Origin of the sequence: Streptomyces sp. NPDC057939 (assembly GCF_042887545.1) — a bacterium.
Classification (GTDB): domain Bacteria; phylum Actinomycetota; class Actinomycetes; order Streptomycetales; family Streptomycetaceae; genus Streptomyces.
Map to the genome: position 1 here is coordinate 1 of NZ_JBHVPG010000010.1, position 18924 is coordinate 18924.

Sequence of the window (18924 nt, forward strand, 5' to 3'; positions counted from 1 at the left end):
GCGGGACCCCTAGCGCTGCGCGCTAGGGAAGAGACCCGGCTCGCTGCGCTCACCGGAAGGCCGGCCCTTCGGGCCGGGGTCCTACGCTTTGCTTCGGACTGGTTCGGGCTTCGCCCGAACGGCCTGCTGCGCAGGCCGGGATGACCCCGTTTCACGGGGTCCGGGCCTTCGGCCCGTTGAGGCGGGTCCGCTCCGCTCCCCCACCCCGGGTCCTTCAGGCTTCGCCTCCAGGACCAGCCCGCTGACGCGGGCGCCCCCTCAGCTCAGGATGGGAAGAATGATCGGGTCGAACTTGACGAGCTCACCACTGTTGACGAAGGCATAGCCTTCACGATTGTCCTCGTCCGACTCGATGTCGACACCTCCCATGACCAGATACTGCAAGTTCCGTGGGTTTCCCGTTTCCGCGCGGACCGCTTCCGCGATGATCTGGATTTGCGGCGGGGCCTTGAACTTCAGCCCGCTCGTCACCGCATCCACGATCCCCGGAACCGCGAGGAACGCCTTCTGATCCGCGTCATTGCACGGACGGTACTTGGTGTAGCTGACACCCATGATCCGGCTCCGCCTTCTCCCGGTTCGACCGCACCAGCCATGGATGGACCAGCCGGCCGAACGCCACTTGATCTTGACCACAACCATGCTGCCACCCCACCCCCACACAAGGAGCCCATCCGCGCCGCGCTTCAGACCGGACCGCCTCCGGGCCGCGTTACTCCACGAGGCCGCGGCCTCAAGAACTCCCCGCTCCGCACGGAGACGACCTCGTTTTCACAGGATCCGGGCCTTCGCCCACTTGAAGCGTCTCCCCCGCTCCCACGCATGCATCACTACATCAGATGCTGTGTAGCACCACGAGAAACAAGCCGCCTCCGGAACAAGCGCCTGTCTATCCATATAGATAGACAGTCCGGCTCGCGCGGCTTCAAAGGCCGGATCTGTGCCGTCTCGCGAGAGAATCCGTCATCCTCCATGCAGGTGAAATCACAGGGTGTCCGACCCGAGATCCCCCTCAACTGGGCAGGCTAGGAACAGCACGGCGTCAAGGCAGCGCATACTCCCGCCGTGCACTCCCCCCACACCCACACAAGGGAACACCATGCGCCTGCGCACCCCCCTCGCCGCCACCGCCCTCGCACTCACACTCGCACTCACCAACGCCACACCCTCCTCCGCCGCCGTCGGAGAATTCGAATACACCTCCGTAGACCTCAACGGCATCCAGATCCAGCACACCCTCTTCGACCCCGACAACGGCGAATGCATCGCCCTCGAAGGCACCCTCAACCTCCCCGCACTCCGCGCCCGCAACCGCACCACCTCCACCGCCACCGTCTACCAAACCGCAGACTGCGAAGGCAACACCTGGGAACTCCGCCCCATCGTCGGACGCAGCCCCCTCCTCGCACGCTTCCGCGCCGTCGTCTTCCACTAACCCCACCACCACAAGGGCGGCCGGACCCACCCCCCGGCTGCCCACCCCCGCAACCAAAGTATCTATACAGATACACAAGGCCGGCAGCGGCCACGCGCACACCCTTCAGGACCCGATCGTTCCACCCCGGGGCATACAACCGGCAGGATGAGCCCATGCCCCACACCATGGTCACCGCCGTCTCCCCCACCGACCTGGAACGCCTCGACACCCTCATCGAGGAACAGCGGACCGCCGAGACACGATGGCAGGCCAAGGCCGAACAAGACACCGACGTCCTACGGCTACGCGGACCCGAACTCCGCGCCGCCCGCGCATGGATCCGCGCCGAGCGAGACCGGCTACGCGAAAACGGCACACACCGCGTCAGCCGACACCACGCACTCGCCCCCGCCCTCCACACCCAACTCGACCACCGTGGGCTGCTCCGAGACTGGGACCCCATCCCCGAGGGCGCCCCACGGGCCGGCCAACTCCTCGGAGGCACCGGCCCACAAAGAGGAGCCGGGCTCACCGCCCGACTCGTCGTAAGCCTCCCAGAAACCCTCTGGTTCCCTCTGCAACGCGGGGTCTACTGGACCAACCAACCCCACCTACAGACCTTGCAAACCTGGACCGACCACTGGGGCCACAGCCCCGCCGGCGGGCGCTTCACCACCCCGCCCGAGGCACTCGCCGAGCGAGCCCGGACCGCAGCCCACATCACCACCACCGGCGCCATCCTCCGCACCGCCCTCACCCACGCCCTCAACAGCCCCTGACCCTTCCCCGACCTGCCCTCAGGGACATCCTGAGCACCCCCTTTCGCACCCGGCCAACGGGTTGGGTGGTTTTGTTCACGAGAACGGACAGCAGATGTTCACCACTCGGGAGGCGTCGAAGGTGGCAGCTGTTCGATTCCCTACGTCCAGGTCGGGGCGCATCCTCTGGGGGGAGCGGGGCAGGCCCGCCGGGGTGGAATCGGTTGCGTGATCCGGACAATTGCGGCACGCGACTCGAAGCGTCATCAGCTGGCCGAATGATCGGGGTCCCCCCTGTTCTGGCGACTCCAGACCGGCAGGGCGTGTGTTCGTGCAGGAAACGCTTCGATCTCGTCCGGTCGGAGGTCACGCGCCCGCATGCCAAACAACCGTAACTGTCCGTATTTGATCTTGTGCACAGAGTGACGAGCGTGGTGTCGTTGCCCTGCCGGGAACGGAGCGACACCACAAAGCCCCGACCCGGCCTGCAATCCGTGAGGGGCCCCGCCCCCACACTCTCAGGAAGGAAATGCATTGAGTACCACCGAGGAGCAGGCCGCCGAAGCCTTCCAGTCCGCTTCCCCGATCGTCCTGGCCCCCGGCCCGCGCACGACCGACCGCATTCCGCCCCCGCCCACTGATGTCTGGGACCTTCCCCATGGCACCGCCTGGGTCTACCACGGCGAGGGCAACAGCGGGCTCACCCACCCGGTCCTGCTGGCGGACGGCTTCAGCGCCGGCCCCAGCGACCTCGACTTCACCTGGGAGCAGCTGGAGTACGGCCCGTTCCCGCTTCTGAGCGAGCTTCGCCGCCGGGGCCGCGACGTGATTCTGGTCGGCTACCACGAGCGCAGCGCATCGATCCTGGAGAACGCCGAGGCGGTGATCGCGGCCGTCACCGAGGCGGTCGACCGCCGTATCGGTGACCATCCGCTGGTCGTCGGCGGCTTCAGCATGGGCGGCCTGGTCACTCGGTATGCCCTGGCCAAGATGGAGACGGAAGGCATCGAGCACGAGGCTCAGCTCTACTTCTCCTGGGACAGCCCGCACACCGGTGCCTGGATCCCCATCGCCCTTCAGGCGTTCGCGCACTACACCAAGAAGCTCGACCCTCGCTTCTCGGACCAGATCAACAGCCCGGCCGCGCAGGAACTGCTGTGGCAGCACATCGCGGACTGGAAGGACGAGCCCGCCACCAGCCAGCGGCGCCTGGCGTTCCTGCGCGCCCTGGAGGAAGTCGGCAACTGGCCCCGGGACCGGCAGATGCGGCTGATCGCCCTGGCCAACGGTCCCGCCAGCGGCGAGAGCAACGGTGTGCATCCCGGCGCCGAGGCCCTCACCGGCAAGGGGCTGGCCATCACCGGCACCGAGCTGTACACCCAGTCTCAAGGCCAGGACCAGCTGGTGGCCAAGCTCCGGGCGGTCACCCTCCCCACCCGCGAGATCCGCACCAGCGGGCTGCCCGACATCGACGGCGCGCCCGGCGGCACCCTCCACGGTTTCGGCATCCTCGCCGACACGCTGAACGACCTCCCGCCCGCGCTGGGCTTCGGCGTCGTCAACCCGATCCGCGAGCACTGCTTCGTCCCGGCCGTCAGCGCCATCTCCCTGCGGGAGCCGGCCACCCACGACGACCTCTACACCCCGATCAGCGAGGACGACCTGGAGGAGACGCCCTTCCACGCCGTCAAGCTCGCCTCGCAGAGCGACACGCACACCCTGATCACCGAGGAGCTCTCCACCTGGTTCCTGGGCCAGCTGCCGTAAAGGCCGGCGAAGGTTCGAATCAGCCGCCCACCGGCGCCTCGGCACCGGTGGGCGTTTGTGCAGGAACCAGGCGCCTCCCGAAGCGGTGAACATCTGCTCCGTTCTCGGGTTCTGCCTCAACTTCAGTGGAGCTCGGCCGTACTCATCCGTGCCCGCGTTGGACCAGCGGGCCGACCGGCTGATTCTCATCCTTCGAATCCCGCTGAACCGATCGTCGAGCCGTCACCGCAGAAGTTGAGCCAGAGCCGGTTGTCGTGAACAAAGCCACGGGGTCAGGCGTCGGTGGGGTTGAGGGCTTCCAGTCTGCTCTGGATGCGGGTGAGGAGTGTGTCCACCTGGTCCTCGACGAGCCAGTCCGTCTCGGTGTACATGCGCAGGAGGCCGGCGACGATGCCCGCTTCGGCTTCGGTCAGCAAGGGGAGGATGGGGCCCGGTGTCCGCATCAGGTCGTCGATCGTGGTCAGGTAGGCGCTCTCCTCGGGCTCCATGTCGGCGCGCAGTTCGGCGGCGATCTTCCGCCGCATCGGCCGCGAGGGGGTTCGCGGGCCCGCGGGTTGCATGTCGAAGCTGTGCCCGCCCTTGTGGCCTTGGGCCAGGGTGCAGTCGTCGTCGGGATCGGCAGGGTCGGTGGCGGGGCAGGGCGCCATTCGGTAGAGCCGCCGGTCTGCCTGTTCACCCCTGACGGTCAGGGGCGCGCCCCGCGGCGCCCACAGGAGCCACCAGAGGTCGGCCCCGTCCGCCTGGGCCAGCGCGAAGTGCACGCCCTGGTGCCCGTGCTGAAGTTCGCAGGGCAGACTCCCCACCGGCTCATGAGCCGGATTCTCCAACCCGTCGAGGAATGCCGTCTCCGGATCGGTCAGGTTCATGATGCCGTCGCACAGTGGCAGGAGTTCACTCATGCGGGCACCATAGGCGAACACCACGAACGACCGACGGGCATGGACGGAACCGCCACACGTTCGATCGCCACGGTGGTATCGCCCGCCGTGCTGTCACCCCGGGCCGCGTGGGCGTCGACCCCCTTGTACGGTGCCCGGTGGCACGGGACGGGCTCCTCCTCGGATGCCGGTGCGAGCTGCGGTGACCGGGTGCCCGCGCCTCAGGAGTACGGGCCCTACCTGTCAAAGCGGGATATCACCCGCATCGCAGCCCTCTCGCCCACACTGAGCGGGGCCGCCCCGCCCGGAGCCCGCCACAGGGCAGTCGAACGGCCGGAAGGTTGTTGTCGCCCTCCGGTCACGAATGCTTCTGGCCCCCTTGCAGGCCTCGGGCGGGCTCACCTGGTCTTCTGGTGCTTTCCTCCAAGACGTGTAAGGCTCGAAGAACAACCAGCCTGGTCTGGTGAGAGACCCCGTGCCACCGAATCACCCCTTCAGGGGGTGGTCGGCCATCGGTACGGGTTGTCTCGCTCGGCTTTGCACGACCCGTATGTCGTGCGCCTGACGGCCTCCTCCGCCCCCCACCATCGGGGAGCCGACCGTGATGGGCTTCAACCCCTGCGAAACGGCGGCCACACCATGACCACCTTCCGTGTTGACGTCGCCGCATTCGGCGACCGCATCGTCATCAGCGTCTGCGGTGAACTCGACCTCGACACCCGCCCCCAGGTCACGACCGCCATCAGCGCCCTGGACCTCACCGGCAAAACGCTGGTCATGGACCTCACCAACATGACCTTCATCGACTCCACCGGCCTCACCACGCTCATCGCACTCCACCGGCGCGCCCACGCCGAGGGCTGGGACCTGGAGCTCCACGGAGCCGGCGTACAAGCCCTCAACGTCCTCGACCTCACCGGCACCCGCGAACTCTTCGCCCTCACCGGCACCCCCGACGATTGCCGGACCACCATCTGAATGAAAGGTCCCAGGGGCAGGGGGTGGAGAGGCAGCCCCCTTCCGCCGCGAACATGCCGGTCAGCACTGCGGGCGGCTCTGGGAACACCCCGGGCCGGATCCCACAGCACACCGCCATGGTGACCTTCGAAGAGTTCCGGCCGGGCGGCGCGACGGTGGCGGGGAGGACCCGTGCCGCTCGCGGGCGCGGGCGAACGAGTAGAGGGTTCGCGAAGCACAAATGGGCAGGCGCTTGTCACGTGGAGGCGGGGGCAGGAGGTGAGGCATGGCGGCGACCTGTCAGGGAGGACGCAGCGTGGAGATCGCCCTCAATCCGCAGATCCTCGATCCGGACCGACACGGTGATCAAGGTGACCAGCAGCAGGCTGGTGGGAGCGACCCTCACCTGTACAAGATCGCGACCCGGAGTGGACCGACTCGTTGGCTGTCCAACCGGCCGCATGCGGTTGCGATCGCACGGTGAACACGGAGGGTGAGAGTCACCCCGAGCCCGAGGCACGCCTCCTGGGGCGGGCCGACGAAGCTGCTTCTCGCCCTGCGGGAGCAGGTGTGAGAGGAGCCACGACCATGGACCGCGCCGCACTCTTCGATGTCGACGGAACTCTCACCGACACCAACCACCTCCATATCACCTGCTGGTGGGAAGCTCTGCGCCAGGCCGGACACCACGTGTCCATGCACGCGGTGCACCGTGCACTAGGCCTGCCAGGGAACAGCCTCCTCGACCACCTCCTGGGCACGGACCGGGACCGCTCCGGCGACGATCGGATCAGCACCGCGCACGACACGCTGTACGCCACCTACTTCGACCGGCTTCGGGCATTCGACTCGGCCGGCGCCCTCCTGTGCACCCTGGCACGCGACGGCTGGAAGGTCCTGCTGGTCACCTCTGCCCAGGATCGGGAACTGGCCGCCCTGCGCAAGGCCATCGACGCCGATGACGCCATCGTCGACACTGCGACGTCCGATGACGTCGAACAGGGCAAACCCGCGCCCGAACCGGTCCGCCGTGCCCTCGATCTGGCGGGCGTGGCCGCGGAGCGGGCGGTGTTCGTCGGCGACTCCGTGTGGGACATGAAGTCCGCCACCCGAGCAGGCGTGACGACCATCGGTCTGCTCTGCGGAGGGATATCCCGCGCCGAGCTGGAGGAAGCCGGCGCCCTCACCGTCCACTCGGACCCCGCCTCCTTGCTCACGCATCTGCACGACAGCCCATTCCGCCGGCTACCGGCCGACTGACCCGCCGAGTATCGGGGAACGCACCGGCCGCGGGTAAGCACCGATGAAAGCTCCCTCGGGGCAGACAGACACGCCACTCAAGGGGCTGCCGGTTAGCGCATCCGGAGGGCAGCCCGGGTGGGAAGACCCTGGTGGAACCGTCTCACGTCGCCCTTGACGCAGCATGGAACCTGCCGTGCCGCCGGGACGGGGGTTGGGCCGTGGTCTGTGGAGGCTGATGTGGGGCGTGATCGGATCGGGCTGGCCCAAGTGCTGGCGGCCGCGGAGGCCGCCGCGCCGGTGGACTCCCTCGATGTCGTGGCGCGCAGCCTCCGGGACCGGTTCAACGCCACCTGGGTGTCGTTCCTGTTCATCGACGTCGTCGGCCGGCGACTTCTGCGGGTTCACGACACGGCCGCGGAGCGGCACGAGGATCGTGCCGCAGAGGCTCGGCTGTCCGGGCGGAGCGTCTACGACGAGGTTCTGCAAGGTCAGCGGCTGGTGCTGGCCGCAGATGGTGGGCAGCGGCAGGGGCAACGGGTGCTGGCGCCGGTGACGAACCGCGGTGACACCATCGGGGTCCTGGAGCTGTTCCTGCCCGAGGTCACACCGGAAGTGCTGGCCGAGGTCGAGGAGGCCGCGCACGCGCTGGCATACATCATCGTCACCGACCGCCGTTTCACCGACCTCTACCACTGGGGCAACCGAACCACCCCCATCAGCCTGTCCGCGGAAATCCAGCGCCAACTCCTGCCGACCGCCTCCTCGTGCGAGGCCCCCCAGTTCACCCTGGCCGGCGCGTTGGTTCCGGCCGCCACCATCGCCGGGGACACCTACGACTACAGCCTCGACGCCAACACTCTGCATCTGTCGATCACCGACGCCATGGGCCACGACGTCGACGCCGCCCTCATGGCCACCCTCCTCGTCAACGCCTCCCGGGGTGCCCGCCGCGCCGGGACGGACCTCGCCGAGCAGGCCCGCCAGGTCCATCAAGCCCTCATCGATCACGGGCGAAGGACCACGGCCACCGGCCAGCTCCTGCGTATCGCCCTCGACGGAAGCGGTGCCCAGCTCGTGAACGCCGGTCATCCCTGGCCGTTCCTGCTGCGTGAGGGCGTGGTCACCGAACTGCCCCTGACCGTGAACCTGCCCTTCGGCTACGCCGGCTTCAAAGGCCCCTACACGGTCCAGGACCTCGACCTGCGCCCCGGTGACCGCCTCCTGCTCCACACCGACGGCATGCAGGAACGCGACGCCGAAACCGTCGACCTCCCCGCCCTCCTACGCAAAACCACTGTCGAACACCCCCGCGAGGTCGTCCGCGCCCTGGTCGGCGCCGTCTCCGACGCCTACGACGGAATGGCGCCGCGGGACGACGCGACCGTCCTGTGCCTGGACTGGCGCGGCCCCCGCGATTGACACCGGGCGGGCGCCCCAGCCGGAACGCGCGCAAGACCGACACGGGAAGGACTCAGGGGCTATCCGAACGGAGAAGGGGCAGAGGCCCTACATGCCCACAATGCGGAAGGAGGGCACCGGTGGCCCCATTCGTGCCCGTTCTCGACCAGGCGCTCCCACGCACCGGCAGCCCCACCAGCACGGCACGCGACGCCACCCGCGACTTCCTCCGCCACGCCGCCCGGACCCGGCCCCCCGCACGACCCGAGTACACCGACGCAATCCTGCTGATCGTCGCCGAACTCGTCACCAACGCCATCCGCCACACCGACGGACCGGCCACCCTCCACCTCGAACTGGGCGACGACCACATCGAAATCCGCGTCAGCGACACCAGCCCCCACCCGCCCACGCCCCACACCCCCCGAACCGACGGAACCGGCGGCTACGGATGGCACCTCATCCACCGACTGACCACCCACACCCACACCGAATCGACCCCCGACGGCGGCAAAACCATCCACGCCCACGCCTCCTGGTAGACCCCGCATCCGACCAGCCCTCGCGCCCGCAACGCGCCCGGCGGGAAACACGGACCAATGCCGACACGCCCACGGGACGACGGCAACCGGACCGGCGAGCCGACATCGGGCGTCAATACCAGGCCCCGCCCCCATGATCATCCCCGGACACCCCGGGAGACAGTGCCCGCCGGCGGACCGCACGGCCACGAACGTCAACACAGCCCCGAGCCGCCCGTAACCAACCGCGGCCCCGCGCCGTTGCCCCGCATGCCGCACGGACGCTTCCCCCGCACCCCGCGCGGCCATCCGGCGGTGAGGACCACCCCCACCGACCACCGCCGGGCACACACCACAAAACACGCCGCCGTCCCGCCGCCCGACAACGGCGAGCAACCGGTCGCACGCTCCCGCGGTGCCGCTCGCACCGTCGTGGTGCGCGCGGAGTCCTCCGGGAGTCGGGTGCCGGAGGTGGGGCATACGTCGCGCGGTGTCCCAGGCTTGATCGCCGTGCACGGCTCTGACCAGGTACGTGGAGCCGACCAGGATGAGTAGGCGTACTCAGGTGGCGAGCCCGGCCTGCTTCGAGACTGGCAGCAGAACGAACGAAGCGGAATGGGACGGGGAACGTGATGGTGTGGCGCTGGTCGAAGCCCGAGATGTGGGTGCCCGGGGGGTACCTGGTGCTGGTGGTCGCGATGCTGGTCTACGTCGCGGTCGTCAGCCGGACCGGGGACATCGGGTTCTTCGGAGTCTGGCCGATCCTGGCCACCGCGCCGGTCAGCCTCCTCCTGCTGAGCACCTTCGGACCCGCCGCGGCCGCCCTGGACGAGCCGGCCCCGGTCGAGGGGCCCATCCACGAAGGCCCGCACCCGCCCATCAAGCTGCCCACGGACTACCCCTCGGAGTCGGCCCCGCTCCCGGCGGACTGGGTGGCACCCGATACGTCCATCGACACCAAGCTCGACATGTGGTCCGAAGCCGGCTTCCACGGTGCGGTCCTGATCAGCGCCCTCGTCAACGCCACCGCGATCTGGGCCCTGCTCCGCCACATGGCACGACGGCACAACGCCAGGAGCGCGCTGGTCTAGCCACGGCCGGCCCGCCCGGGGCACCCGCAAGCAGGGCTTGAACGACGTCCTGCCCTCGGCCCATCCTCCTTGAGGTCGGGCGCTCACCTTTCATCCAGCGGCCGCGGCCGGCCCCGCCCCGAACCGGGGCACGTCATCGACACCCATATCCAGGCGCAGCCGCGTCAACCTCACCGGGTGGCGGAACACGCCGCCGTGGTCGACGGAGCGGTCGGCGCTGATCTCCGCCACCAGGACGGGGCGCACCACCACCACGTCGAGAACGTCACGGCGCCCCCAGGCGGCGGCGAAGCGGGCGCCGGCCCACGGGTGTTCGGGGTCGGCCGGGGTCAAGTGCTCGGCGACGTGGCGGGCCTGGTCCGGGCGCAGGATCACCGTGCGGCCGACCGTCCGCAGCCGACCCGCCGTGTCGTGGCGGCCGAGGACCAGCAGCTGCGGGCGGACGAGCGTGCCCGTGATCGCGCCGATGATCGCCTCGGTGGTGTCACGCCTGCGCACCTTCGTCCAGCCTCGGGAGCCGGGCAGGTACCGGCCCGTCACGCCCTTGACGACCAAGCCCTCGACGCCGGACACATCCGTCCAAGTCTCCAACCACTCATGCGCCTTGGCGACGTCGGTGGTCATCGGGCACAGCGCCCACGGGGCGGTCAACGCGCGGGCCGCGAACAGCACCTCAAGACGCCGGCGCCGCTCACCCTGGGGCAACGTCAGCAGCTCGACGCCGTCCTGTTGAAGGAGGTCGAAGGCGACGTAGTGGGCGGGCAGACGGGCGGCCAGCGCGGGGGCGGTGCGGGCGCGGGCGGCGGCCCTACGCTGCAACCCCTCGAACGACAGCGCTTCGACTTCCGGATCCCAGACGACCACTTCGCCATCGAGGACCAGGCCGTGCGGGAGCCGCTCGGCCGCCGCGACCAGATCGGGGAACGCGTCCTGGATCAGGGAGCCGCGGCGGGTCTGGAGCAACACCCGGCCCCCGGGACCGTCCGGGGTGAACACCAGCATCCGGTGACCGTCGAACTTCTGCTCATAGGCCACCGCGGTCGCGCGCGGGCTTACGGGCGGGATCGCCTCGGCGGCCTGCGCCAACATCGGCTCCACCGGCGGCCGCAACACCATCCTGCCCGCCCCTCCCACACGCATACGGGACCGAGCCCCCGGCGGCCCGCAGGCCGGAACCGGGACGCGGGGGCCGGTCGGACCCCGCTCGTGGGAGAACCCGGCCGGCGTAGCTGCGGGGCGCGCCGGCCGGGTCCTGTGCGGGATGCTCGTCATCATCACCGGTTCCCACCCGCACCGTCCCACGGCCCGGGTGGCGCCGCATCGCGGCTGTGGCGCACGGATGACGCCGAGCCGCCATGAACGCGAAGCCGCCCGGCCGCCGGCCCGCCCGTGACCTTTGCGGGACCGCTGCCGTTTCCCGCCTGCCGTGCGGCCGGTGTCCCCCGCACCCCCGTACGGCCTCCCGGCGGTGGGGCCCTGCCCGGACACCCACCGCCGGGGCTCCCCCGACGTCGCCCGGTCAGAGTGACCCGATGCCATCCGTGTGACCGAGCGCCATGGTCGGCCGGGACGCTCAACCGCGGCGCTCAGCGCGGACTTGCGCCGCCGGGAACCGGCAGGAGCGGCTACGGGGCCTGCCAGCTGATCGTCACCTTTCCGGCACCGCCAGTCTTGTAGGCGTTGCCTCCTTCCTCTTTGTCCCGGCCCGCGCCACCGGCGCCCGCAACGCCCTTGGAACCGCTGCCGCCCTTGCCACCGTCGTCGGTGCCCTGGGCGCCGTCACCCCCGCGGTCGATGATGCTGGTACCGCACGCGCGGTCGACAGGCTTGCCCCCTCCCCCCTTGCCGCCCTGACCGTTCACCGTCATCCTGCGGGCGCCACCACCCCCTCCGCCGCCACCACCGGCCGTGACGAATCCGTCCACGATGGTGGCGCCGCCACCACCACCGCCGGCACCACCCCGGCTCCCACCGGCGCCCCCCAGACCGGTGTCGGAGCCGGTGGCCGCACCCGGGACCGCGCCATCGCCGCCCTTGCCGGCCTCGCCACTGTCCTGACCACCCCCGCCCGTGGTGGCCGCATCACGGCCCTCGCCACCCGGCCCACCCGGCGTTTCCTGCCCAGGATGAAGGGCGTCATTTCCGCCGGTGACACCCCCACCGGCGACGAAGCCGGTGATGGTGCCGCCCCGGAATCTGCGCACCTCGCAGGTGACCGTGCCACCACCACCGCCTCCTCCACCTGAGCTGTAGCCGATGACGCCGCGAGCACCCCCGCCCCCGCCGCCGCCGCCGGCGACGATGGTGACGGTGTAGCCGGCCGGAATATCGGGCGAGGTGAACTCGCCGACCTTGGCCGCGGTGAAGGACGTGTCGGCAAGGACATGGGCGCCGGCAGGCGTAGTCAGGGCAGGCAAAACAGCCGCGGCCAGAGCAATCACGCAACTCAAGGCCGGTCGGCGACGGACAGTCAGGACGAAACTCATGGGATCTGCTTCCTACTGAAGGCGTGGATGCCCGAGGGCCTCACCGGTAAGAACGGAGCCAACGTCGGCAGGTCACAGCTTCGGTGGCACAGGACCCCTCGCCCGTCCGCGTGAGACCCACCGCGCCGCACTCGCCCATGGATTCGAACATGAGATCTAATAGGAGTGATGTCCTTCGTACCAGCCAGGAGCAGACGATGACCACCCCCGCAGCCCCCGCCCCCGCCAGACCTCAGGTAGCCACCTGGTCACCCAGCCAGACCGGACCATGCGCCCGGTGACCTGTTAACTGCACTCTTCGGGGGTGGCGGACGACAGCTTCTTTGCCAGTGCCAGGCGGTGTCGAACGGCCACCCACCTTCTCGTCTCTGAGTCACCGACGCCGCATACATCCAGGAACGCGCACAGCAGGGAAACGGAAGGCAGACGCGTCCCCCGTGCCCGCAATGCAAGCGCCACTCCGGTACGTGGCAACCTGTGTCTGCCACGGTGATCTCTGCCGCCGCGGGCTTCAAGTTGGCGAAGGGTCGGAGCACCAGCTCGGGCATGAATGCGCCGCAGTTCAGCAGCGAGCTGCCCTCTGGTACGAACAGCCCTAGGGCTGCGCCCCCTGGAGCCGTGTATGGAGATAAGAGCCCGGTCCTTTCGTGCTTGAGACCAATACTTCCGCGCGTCTCCTGACGAACCACCGCAGACTTCGGCGAAGGCGACCGCCGTGCGCTCGGACATCCAGCCCACGCCTGCCCCAGCGCGACGAAACGTGCTGGTGCTGATGTGCATGCCCCGCTTGCGGCTCGCGCGAGACATCTGCTCGTAGCTGAGTCCCGCGGCAGACCTGAGTCGGCCCAGCCAGTAGACGAGGTGGGTGTCACCGGGGTCCACAGGGCCAGCATCCGGCTCAGCCTGCTCACCGAACCAGATCAAGCTCATCAAGGGGTGATCAGCCTGGTCCTGGATGGCCTGGATGATGTCGTAGCGGGCGGGTCGGCGGTCAGTCACCTCTGCGAGCCCGATCCGGAGCGCGCGGCCAGACAGATGCCCCTCAGCGGAACCAGCATGGCCGCAGCCCCTGCGCACAGCGCCGTCAGGACAGCCGGGATGGGCCGACCGGACCACGTCAGCAGAGTGACGGACAAGATCAAGCTAATGAGCACTGCCGCCTCAGCCGGCGCCAGCACGCACGGCGCTGCCACCGCAGGCTCGTCAACCGCTGGCGTACTCGGCGCGTCGGGCGTAAGCACAGGAAAGCCTCCAGAGAGCGTAGTTGGGATGGCGCACAACAGCGCCTGCGCCCCACAGACCCGGTTCCGATCGGATTGCTGAGGCTGGCCGAACCGATGTTGGCAGCCTTCCAGCCAGCCCTCCAGCCAGCCTGAAGCAACCGTGCAGGGAAAGGCTCCGGGCTCGTGGTGAAGCGCCTGTTCAGAAGGAGATCGCCCTCGAATTCAGGTCATCTCTGTCCACATTTGGGAGCACACAGTGCGCACCAGGAAGAACGGGGAGCTCACCCACACCGCCGCTACGGTCGTTCCCTCGCCGCAGCGGGAAACGGGGAGCACTCACCCCTCCCTCCCATCAAGTCGGCGTAGTGCAGAGAAGCCACGCTCCCACCGCGCGGTACGGAGCGCCGGCGAATCCCTTTTCTCTTGGGGTGGATCAGCTGTGGTGTGACGTGGGGTGAGGTGGGTTCGTTGAGCTCCTGGGACTCGTTCTCGGGGGTTGTGGCTCTGCGGCGGGTTGTTGCACGACTCGATGTAGGAGCTGCTGATGCGGGCGTTCCCCGTGGTGATGCCGTTCGGGCAGAAGTACTGGACGGTCCTCGATGACGATCTGGAGATCGTCCCCGTAGCCGATCACTGGCTGCGGAACCTTCGGTTCGGCCGGGACCGGGCCGCCGCTTCAAGCCGATCTCGCCAACGCAGGTGCCCGCAGCGCCCGCTTGGCCGCCCGCGTCCAGCAACTCGAAGAACGCCTGTCGAAGGCGCTCGGCGAAGAGATCTGGCGAGCCTCCGGTCTCGGACCACCCGCCAGCGTCGCCGAGCTGAACAGCCAGATCACCAGGCTCCAACAGAGCAACGTTGAGCTGACCCGTGCGCTGGAGGAGCGTCAAGCCGAACTTGAAGCCGCCCGAGCAGCCAACCGCGACCTGACCCGCGCCCTCAACCAGAAGAGCTGACGCATCTCCACACGGCGTTCGCGGCCACTCGACTGCGATGCCACGTCATTTCGATCACCGTCTGAGTGCTCCGGGCGGCGCGCCCAGCCGACGGCCGTACTCGGTCAGAGCGAACGTCCGCTGCCTGGTCAACCCCGCAGCCGGTCTCCCTGCGCGTGATGGATGGACAGGCCCTGGGCGCGATGGGCATCGCGGACCGGATCGACGACTTCGACCGGGCGTTCCAGCTGGTCACCAGCTTCACCATCGACCAGGTGTCGCCCGTCGAGTACGCGAAGAGCTGCCGGGTGCCCACCTTCATCACCCAGGTCCGCGACGACGTACTCACCCGGCCCGAGGACACACAGGCGATCTTCGACGCGATCCCCGTCGCCGACGAGGAACTCTGCTGGATCGAGGGCAGCACCCGCCGCTGGGACGGCTACACCTACTTGCCCGAACGCCCCGAGCAACTGCTCGACTGGTTCGACACGCGCATGGGCTGATCCGACAGCCCTCCCCCCGCGCGCGACTACAGAAAGCCCTAGGCTCAGCACGCAACGTAGTCAGCTCTGGAGGACGGCATGCCGGTTCTACTGCTTCAAGGCGAGTGGGCGGAGGGCTCGGGAGCCCTCATGGGCTTCGAGGAAGCCCGCGATCGTGGCTGTCAGGAGTACGCCGACCAGCAGAAGAAGACCACCTTCAGCCGCGAGCGCACGATGACCAACTGGGGTCTGGCGGCGTACATCCAGGTTCCCGAGAAATACGATTCCCGCGTCCAGGGCAACAGCGACAACGGGGACCTCGACGACATCCTGGGCGAACAACGCCGTCACAAGATCGGCAAGAACTGGACGGGCGGGCTCTACATCCCCTCCGAGCAGGTGTTCAAGGACGCGCTGGAGGTCTGCGAGGAGACCAAGGCGAAGCTCGCCCGGCTGCAAGGCCCCGCCCATGCCGCGCTGGCGGAGATGATGGGCCCGCCCCGGATCGCCGAAGTCGCCCAGTACATCGACTTCGGCAAGTGTGAACGGCGGGGGCCGGTTCTGACCTGTGACGCCGGCAGTCACTCGTTCCAGGACTCGGCCCCCAAGGACGAGAAGATGAGGTTCCTGGTCGCACTGTTCGACCCGCACGCGTACGGGTACACCGCGGCGTCGGTCGGCGAGCAGAACCGGGTGTACCCCGGCTTCAGGGGCTCCCAGACCGGCTACGCGCCGGCGAGCGGGCAGACGACCTGGGAGGACGGCACGCGGATCTAGCCGTCACCATGCCGGAAAGTAGGACACTCATCCGCCCGAGTGTCCTACTCCTGGAGGCGGGGGCAGGACACGACCTCCCCGCGCCAAGGAACTCGCGCCAGGCGGCGGCGCGGTGGTGGAACCGCCCGTCTTGGGCGGTTCGGAGTCTTCTGCGGCCGGTGCGAGTTCGGCGATGACCTTCCGGGTGGTGGCCAGGTCCTCAAGTCGGGCTTCGGTCTCGGCCAGGGCGGCGGTCAAGTGCTCTATCTGGTCGCGTAGTTCACCGGCCCGGGCCGTGGCCTCGTCGTGCTGGGTCCGGAGGTCTGCCAGGAGCTCGATGATGTTCATGCGGCCAGCCTGAGGGTGTCGCGCCAGGCCGGACTCGGTGTGGTGAGGCGGCGGGCCACGTTCGCGATCGAGGCCCAGTAGACGCGCGAGGCGGAGGTGTCGGGCCGGTGGTCTTACTCGCGGGCAAGACGCCGGTGCAACATCAACGTGCCGTTGACCTGCTCCACGATCCACCGCTTCGGTTGCGGGACGAAGCCTTTGCCCTGGTCGGCAGGGTTGCGGCGGACGACCTCGACGTCGATGTCCAACAGGACGCCGTGGATGACGACTCTCTCTTCACGTCCACATCCGAACATGGACATGCCCACCAGGCGGCCCGCGCAGCGATCAGTACCACGATCGAGCGACCATGAACCGGGGAAGATCGGACTTAACGTCCACTCAGAGCGGAAGCCGCCGAGCGGGAGCTGCTGCGCTCCCTGCAAGGAGCGGTGAAGGACATCGTCCAGCGCCGGGCGGGCGAGCCGGCCGTCGAGGACGACGAGGATCAGTAGGCCCCGTGCACCACATGTGTTGCATCGACTACAGTGCTCCCGACCGCTACTGAGCTGCGGAAACTCCATCCGCACAGCCTGGAAGCCCCGGAGAATCCCTTGTGCACGTCCTGTCGCAGCGCGCGGGCGGCGCAGTACGGGACTTGACGTGCACGCCCACCCGCCCACGACGTCGCGGCTGGACATGCTCCGCTTCTTGGAAAAAGTCCAGGTCAGAGACCTCCAGCGCACCCGGGACTGGATAGACACCGAGGAGCGGATGATTGCCGCCGAGGGTGAGCGTCGGCCGGCTCCGCCGCCTCCGGAGTGGCTGATCGAGCACGGGATCGGCATCCGCCCGGCCGTCCGCGTGCACACCGGGCAATGCTGGGACACCCGCACTCGGTGCAAGCCGGTGCCGCTCGACGTCGCCCGGCGGGCCCTTTCCGAAGGCATCCCCGCCTGCCCGCACTGCCGGCCCGATACCGCGCTCGGCATTCTCGACTGACCGCCGCGGCGGCCCCGTCCTACCCTGGACAGGACGGCCGGCCGGTGAGCGGCCCCGGCCGTCACCCGGTGGGTACCTGCTCCTCCCCCACTGTGCAGGTGCCCACCACCATCACGTCAGCGGCTCCCAGACGCCCGGAACGGCACCGCGCCATTCACCGAACCCGTCGGTCAGGTCGAGGTCCTGCGCGTCCAGACCTGAGCCCCCGGTCACGCACCCGTGGCGTCCACGGTGCAGCCGGGGGTCCGAGAGCTTGGGCACGGCCCGGCCCGAGGACCGACGTGTGGGGCGAGGCCCTCGTCCTGCTCGACCGTGCGGCCATCCGCCTGTCGGCGGGGAACCGGTGCGGCCTACCAGCGCGTCACGAAACCGCGGCATGCGACCTTGCCGCCAGGATGATGTACCGGGGGAAACGGCTTTCCCGGTGACGGAAGGCCTGATTTGATCACTGTTCGTGTTCAGCACCACGACCGAACCCTCCTGGCCGGCGTCGACGGGGTGCTCGACGAGAGCGCTGGCACGCCGTTGGGCCGGGTACTGGAACAGATCACCGGCTTCGAGCGAGCCCTCATGCTCGACCTGCGCCGCGTGACGTCGATGAACCGTGAGGGGCTGCTGCATCTACTGGACCTGCACCACCGGGCGGAATGCCGAGGACTACGGGTCCGGGTGACGGGGTGGCGGGCCCAACCCCAACAGGTCATGGCCGACCTCGCCAGGATTCCCGGCCGCCACGCGGCCACCGGGGAACGCTACGCGCTCGCTGGGTTCCGACGGCTCATCGAGGAACGCGCCCACCAGGCCCGCGACCTCGCCACCCCCGACCGAACGGCACCGGCCCACTGACCTCGCCGCCAACGGCCGGTCCGCGCCCGTCGTGACCGTCACGGGGGTGGGGCCTTGTTCCGCGTGCGGTCGGCCGTTCCCTCCCCGTCGCCGGCACCCGGCGGCTGCCGGACTCCACCGCCGGGTCGTACAAGCGCCGCAGACGCGAAGGTGCGAGAGGCTCAGACCTCGCCGCGCCAGGAACCCGTCTCGGTGCCCCGCTCCTCGATGTATTCCTTGAACCGCTTCAGGTCGCCGGTGATCTGCCGCTTCACGAACCCGAGCTTGTCACCCAGGTTCTCGGCGAAGCCCTCGGGGTCGTAGTCGAGCTGCAGCATCACCTTCGACTTGTTGTCGGCGAGATGGTGGAAGGTGACCACACCGGCCTGCTTCACCTCGCCATCGACCGTGGTCCAGGCGACGCGCTCGTCGGGCATCTGCTCGGTGATCTGGGCGTCGAACTCCCGGTCCACCCCACCGAACTTCGTCACCCAGTGCGTCAGGGTGGGGGTGAGCTGGTCGATCCGCTCCACGCCCTCCATGAAGTGGGGGAACGACTCGAACTGGGTCCACTGGTTGTAAGCCGTACGCACGGGGACGTCGACCTCGACGGACTCCTCGACCTTCGACATAAGGCGTCCTTCCTGTTCCGCCGGCCGGGACGCGCGCCCGGCCGTACCCGGGGAGACTTTCCCCTCCCGCGCCCCTGCCCCCGTTCCTTGCGCTTACCGCCCACGAACGGATCCACCGGACGACGCGCGTACCCGCCGCCCGGTGGTCATTCGTGCCATCGGATGCCGCGGGGCGGGTAGGCGCCATGAGCAGGACGTGGAAGTGATCGAGGGAGGTGGGCGCAGTG

The 18924-nt window shown here is 69.0% G+C and carries 21 protein-coding genes; 14 read left to right on the top strand and 7 right to left on the bottom strand.

Annotated elements, in window-relative coordinates; genetic code table 11:
- Positions 1-258: 258 nt before the first annotated feature.
- A complete protein-coding gene (locus tag ACFVS6_RS13755) occupies positions 259-555 on the bottom strand; it encodes a hypothetical protein (protein ID WP_389703528.1) in 297 nt (98 codons plus the stop codon).
- Positions 556-1099: 544 nt separating this feature from the next.
- On the opposite strand from ACFVS6_RS13755, the gene ACFVS6_RS13760 reads away from it, so the two are divergent.
- The 3 genes from ACFVS6_RS13760 to ACFVS6_RS13770 all read left to right on the top strand — a co-directional run bounded on the left by ACFVS6_RS13760 (position 1100) and on the right by ACFVS6_RS13770 (position 3942).
- On the top strand, positions 1100-1435 hold the full coding sequence (locus ACFVS6_RS13760) for a hypothetical protein (RefSeq protein ID WP_389703530.1): 336 nt from the start codon (positions 1100-1102) through the stop codon (positions 1433-1435).
- A 155-nt stretch (positions 1436-1590) separates the two neighbouring features.
- Positions 1591-2196, top strand: coding sequence for a hypothetical protein (locus ACFVS6_RS13765; RefSeq protein ID WP_389703532.1), 606 nt, complete (start codon positions 1591-1593; stop codon positions 2194-2196).
- Between the two features lie 513 nt (positions 2197-2709).
- Complete coding sequence (locus ACFVS6_RS13770) at positions 2710-3942, top strand: esterase/lipase family protein (protein WP_389703533.1); 1233 nt, start codon at positions 2710-2712, stop codon at positions 3940-3942.
- Positions 3943-4214: 272 nt separating this feature from the next.
- Here ACFVS6_RS13770 and ACFVS6_RS13775 read toward each other — a convergent pair whose 3' ends face one another.
- Positions 4215-4841 carry a hypothetical protein gene (locus tag ACFVS6_RS13775; RefSeq protein ID WP_389703534.1) on the bottom strand — a complete coding sequence of 209 codons (627 nt, stop codon included), beginning with the start codon at positions 4839-4841 and terminating at the stop codon, positions 4215-4217.
- A gap of 618 nt (positions 4842-5459) precedes the next feature.
- Between ACFVS6_RS13775 and ACFVS6_RS13780 the strand changes: the two genes are divergently transcribed.
- From ACFVS6_RS13780 to ACFVS6_RS13805, 6 genes are all read left to right on the top strand, one after another.
- Positions 5460-5798, top strand: a complete 339-nt coding sequence (locus ACFVS6_RS13780) for an STAS domain-containing protein (RefSeq protein ID WP_389703535.1) — start codon at positions 5460-5462, stop codon at positions 5796-5798.
- Positions 5799-6093: 295 nt separating this feature from the next.
- Positions 6094-6261 (top strand): hypothetical protein, encoded by a 168-nt coding sequence (locus ACFVS6_RS13785; protein ID WP_389703537.1) that lies wholly within the window; start codon positions 6094-6096, stop codon positions 6259-6261.
- 104 nt (positions 6262-6365) lie between these two features.
- Positions 6366-7037: an HAD family hydrolase gene (locus ACFVS6_RS13790; RefSeq protein ID WP_389703539.1), complete on the top strand. Its 672-nt coding sequence runs from the start codon at positions 6366-6368 to the stop codon at positions 7035-7037.
- A 219-nt stretch (positions 7038-7256) separates the two neighbouring features.
- Positions 7257-8438 (top strand): PP2C family protein-serine/threonine phosphatase, encoded by a 1182-nt coding sequence (locus ACFVS6_RS13795; protein WP_389703540.1) that lies wholly within the window; start codon positions 7257-7259, stop codon positions 8436-8438.
- A 119-nt stretch (positions 8439-8557) separates the two neighbouring features.
- Positions 8558-8959, top strand: a complete 402-nt coding sequence (locus ACFVS6_RS13800; protein ID WP_389703541.1) for an ATP-binding protein — start codon at positions 8558-8560, stop codon at positions 8957-8959.
- A gap of 611 nt (positions 8960-9570) precedes the next feature.
- Positions 9571-10029, top strand: a complete 459-nt coding sequence (locus ACFVS6_RS13805) for an SCO4225 family membrane protein (protein WP_389703850.1) — start codon at positions 9571-9573, stop codon at positions 10027-10029.
- Between the two features lie 90 nt (positions 10030-10119).
- Here the strand turns inward: ACFVS6_RS13805 and ACFVS6_RS13810 are convergent, their stop codons facing one another.
- Positions 10120-11145, bottom strand: coding sequence for an ATP-dependent DNA ligase (locus tag ACFVS6_RS13810; RefSeq protein WP_389703543.1), 1026 nt, complete (start codon positions 11143-11145; stop codon positions 10120-10122).
- 509 nt (positions 11146-11654) lie between these two features.
- Positions 11655-12515 (bottom strand): hypothetical protein, encoded by an 861-nt coding sequence (locus tag ACFVS6_RS13815; RefSeq protein ID WP_389703544.1) that lies wholly within the window; start codon positions 12513-12515, stop codon positions 11655-11657.
- Between the two features lie 1939 nt (positions 12516-14454).
- Here ACFVS6_RS13815 and ACFVS6_RS13820 point away from each other — a divergent pair.
- The 3 genes from ACFVS6_RS13820 (at position 14455) to ACFVS6_RS13830 (ending at position 15932) form a co-directional block, all read left to right on the top strand.
- On the top strand, positions 14455-14691 hold the full coding sequence (locus ACFVS6_RS13820; RefSeq protein WP_389703545.1) for a hypothetical protein: 237 nt from the start codon (positions 14455-14457) through the stop codon (positions 14689-14691).
- Between the two features lie 158 nt (positions 14692-14849).
- Entirely contained in the window at positions 14850-15176 is a 327-nt protein-coding gene (locus ACFVS6_RS13825) for a hypothetical protein (RefSeq protein ID WP_389703547.1), read from the top strand.
- A 78-nt stretch (positions 15177-15254) separates the two neighbouring features.
- On the top strand, positions 15255-15932 hold the full coding sequence (locus ACFVS6_RS13830) for a hypothetical protein (protein ID WP_389703548.1): 678 nt from the start codon (positions 15255-15257) through the stop codon (positions 15930-15932).
- Positions 15933-15959: 27 nt separating this feature from the next.
- On the opposite strand, the gene ACFVS6_RS13835 is transcribed toward ACFVS6_RS13830, so the two are convergent.
- Positions 15960-16259: a hypothetical protein gene (locus ACFVS6_RS13835; RefSeq protein ID WP_389703549.1), complete on the bottom strand. Its 300-nt coding sequence runs from the start codon at positions 16257-16259 to the stop codon at positions 15960-15962.
- A 113-nt stretch (positions 16260-16372) separates the two neighbouring features.
- Positions 16373-16822 (bottom strand): hypothetical protein, encoded by a 450-nt coding sequence (locus ACFVS6_RS13840; RefSeq protein WP_389703551.1) that lies wholly within the window; start codon positions 16820-16822, stop codon positions 16373-16375.
- A 127-nt stretch (positions 16823-16949) separates the two neighbouring features.
- Between ACFVS6_RS13840 and ACFVS6_RS13845 the strand changes: the two genes are divergently transcribed.
- A complete protein-coding gene (locus ACFVS6_RS13845) occupies positions 16950-17240 on the top strand; it encodes a DUF6233 domain-containing protein (protein WP_389703553.1) in 291 nt (96 codons plus the stop codon).
- Between the two features lie 441 nt (positions 17241-17681).
- Complete coding sequence (locus ACFVS6_RS13850; protein WP_389703555.1) at positions 17682-18086, top strand: hypothetical protein; 405 nt, start codon at positions 17682-17684, stop codon at positions 18084-18086.
- A 161-nt stretch (positions 18087-18247) separates the two neighbouring features.
- Here the strand turns inward: ACFVS6_RS13850 and ACFVS6_RS13855 are convergent, their stop codons facing one another.
- Positions 18248-18697: an SRPBCC family protein gene (locus ACFVS6_RS13855; RefSeq protein WP_389703557.1), complete on the bottom strand. Its 450-nt coding sequence runs from the start codon at positions 18695-18697 to the stop codon at positions 18248-18250.
- Positions 18698-18924 lie beyond the last annotated feature (227 nt).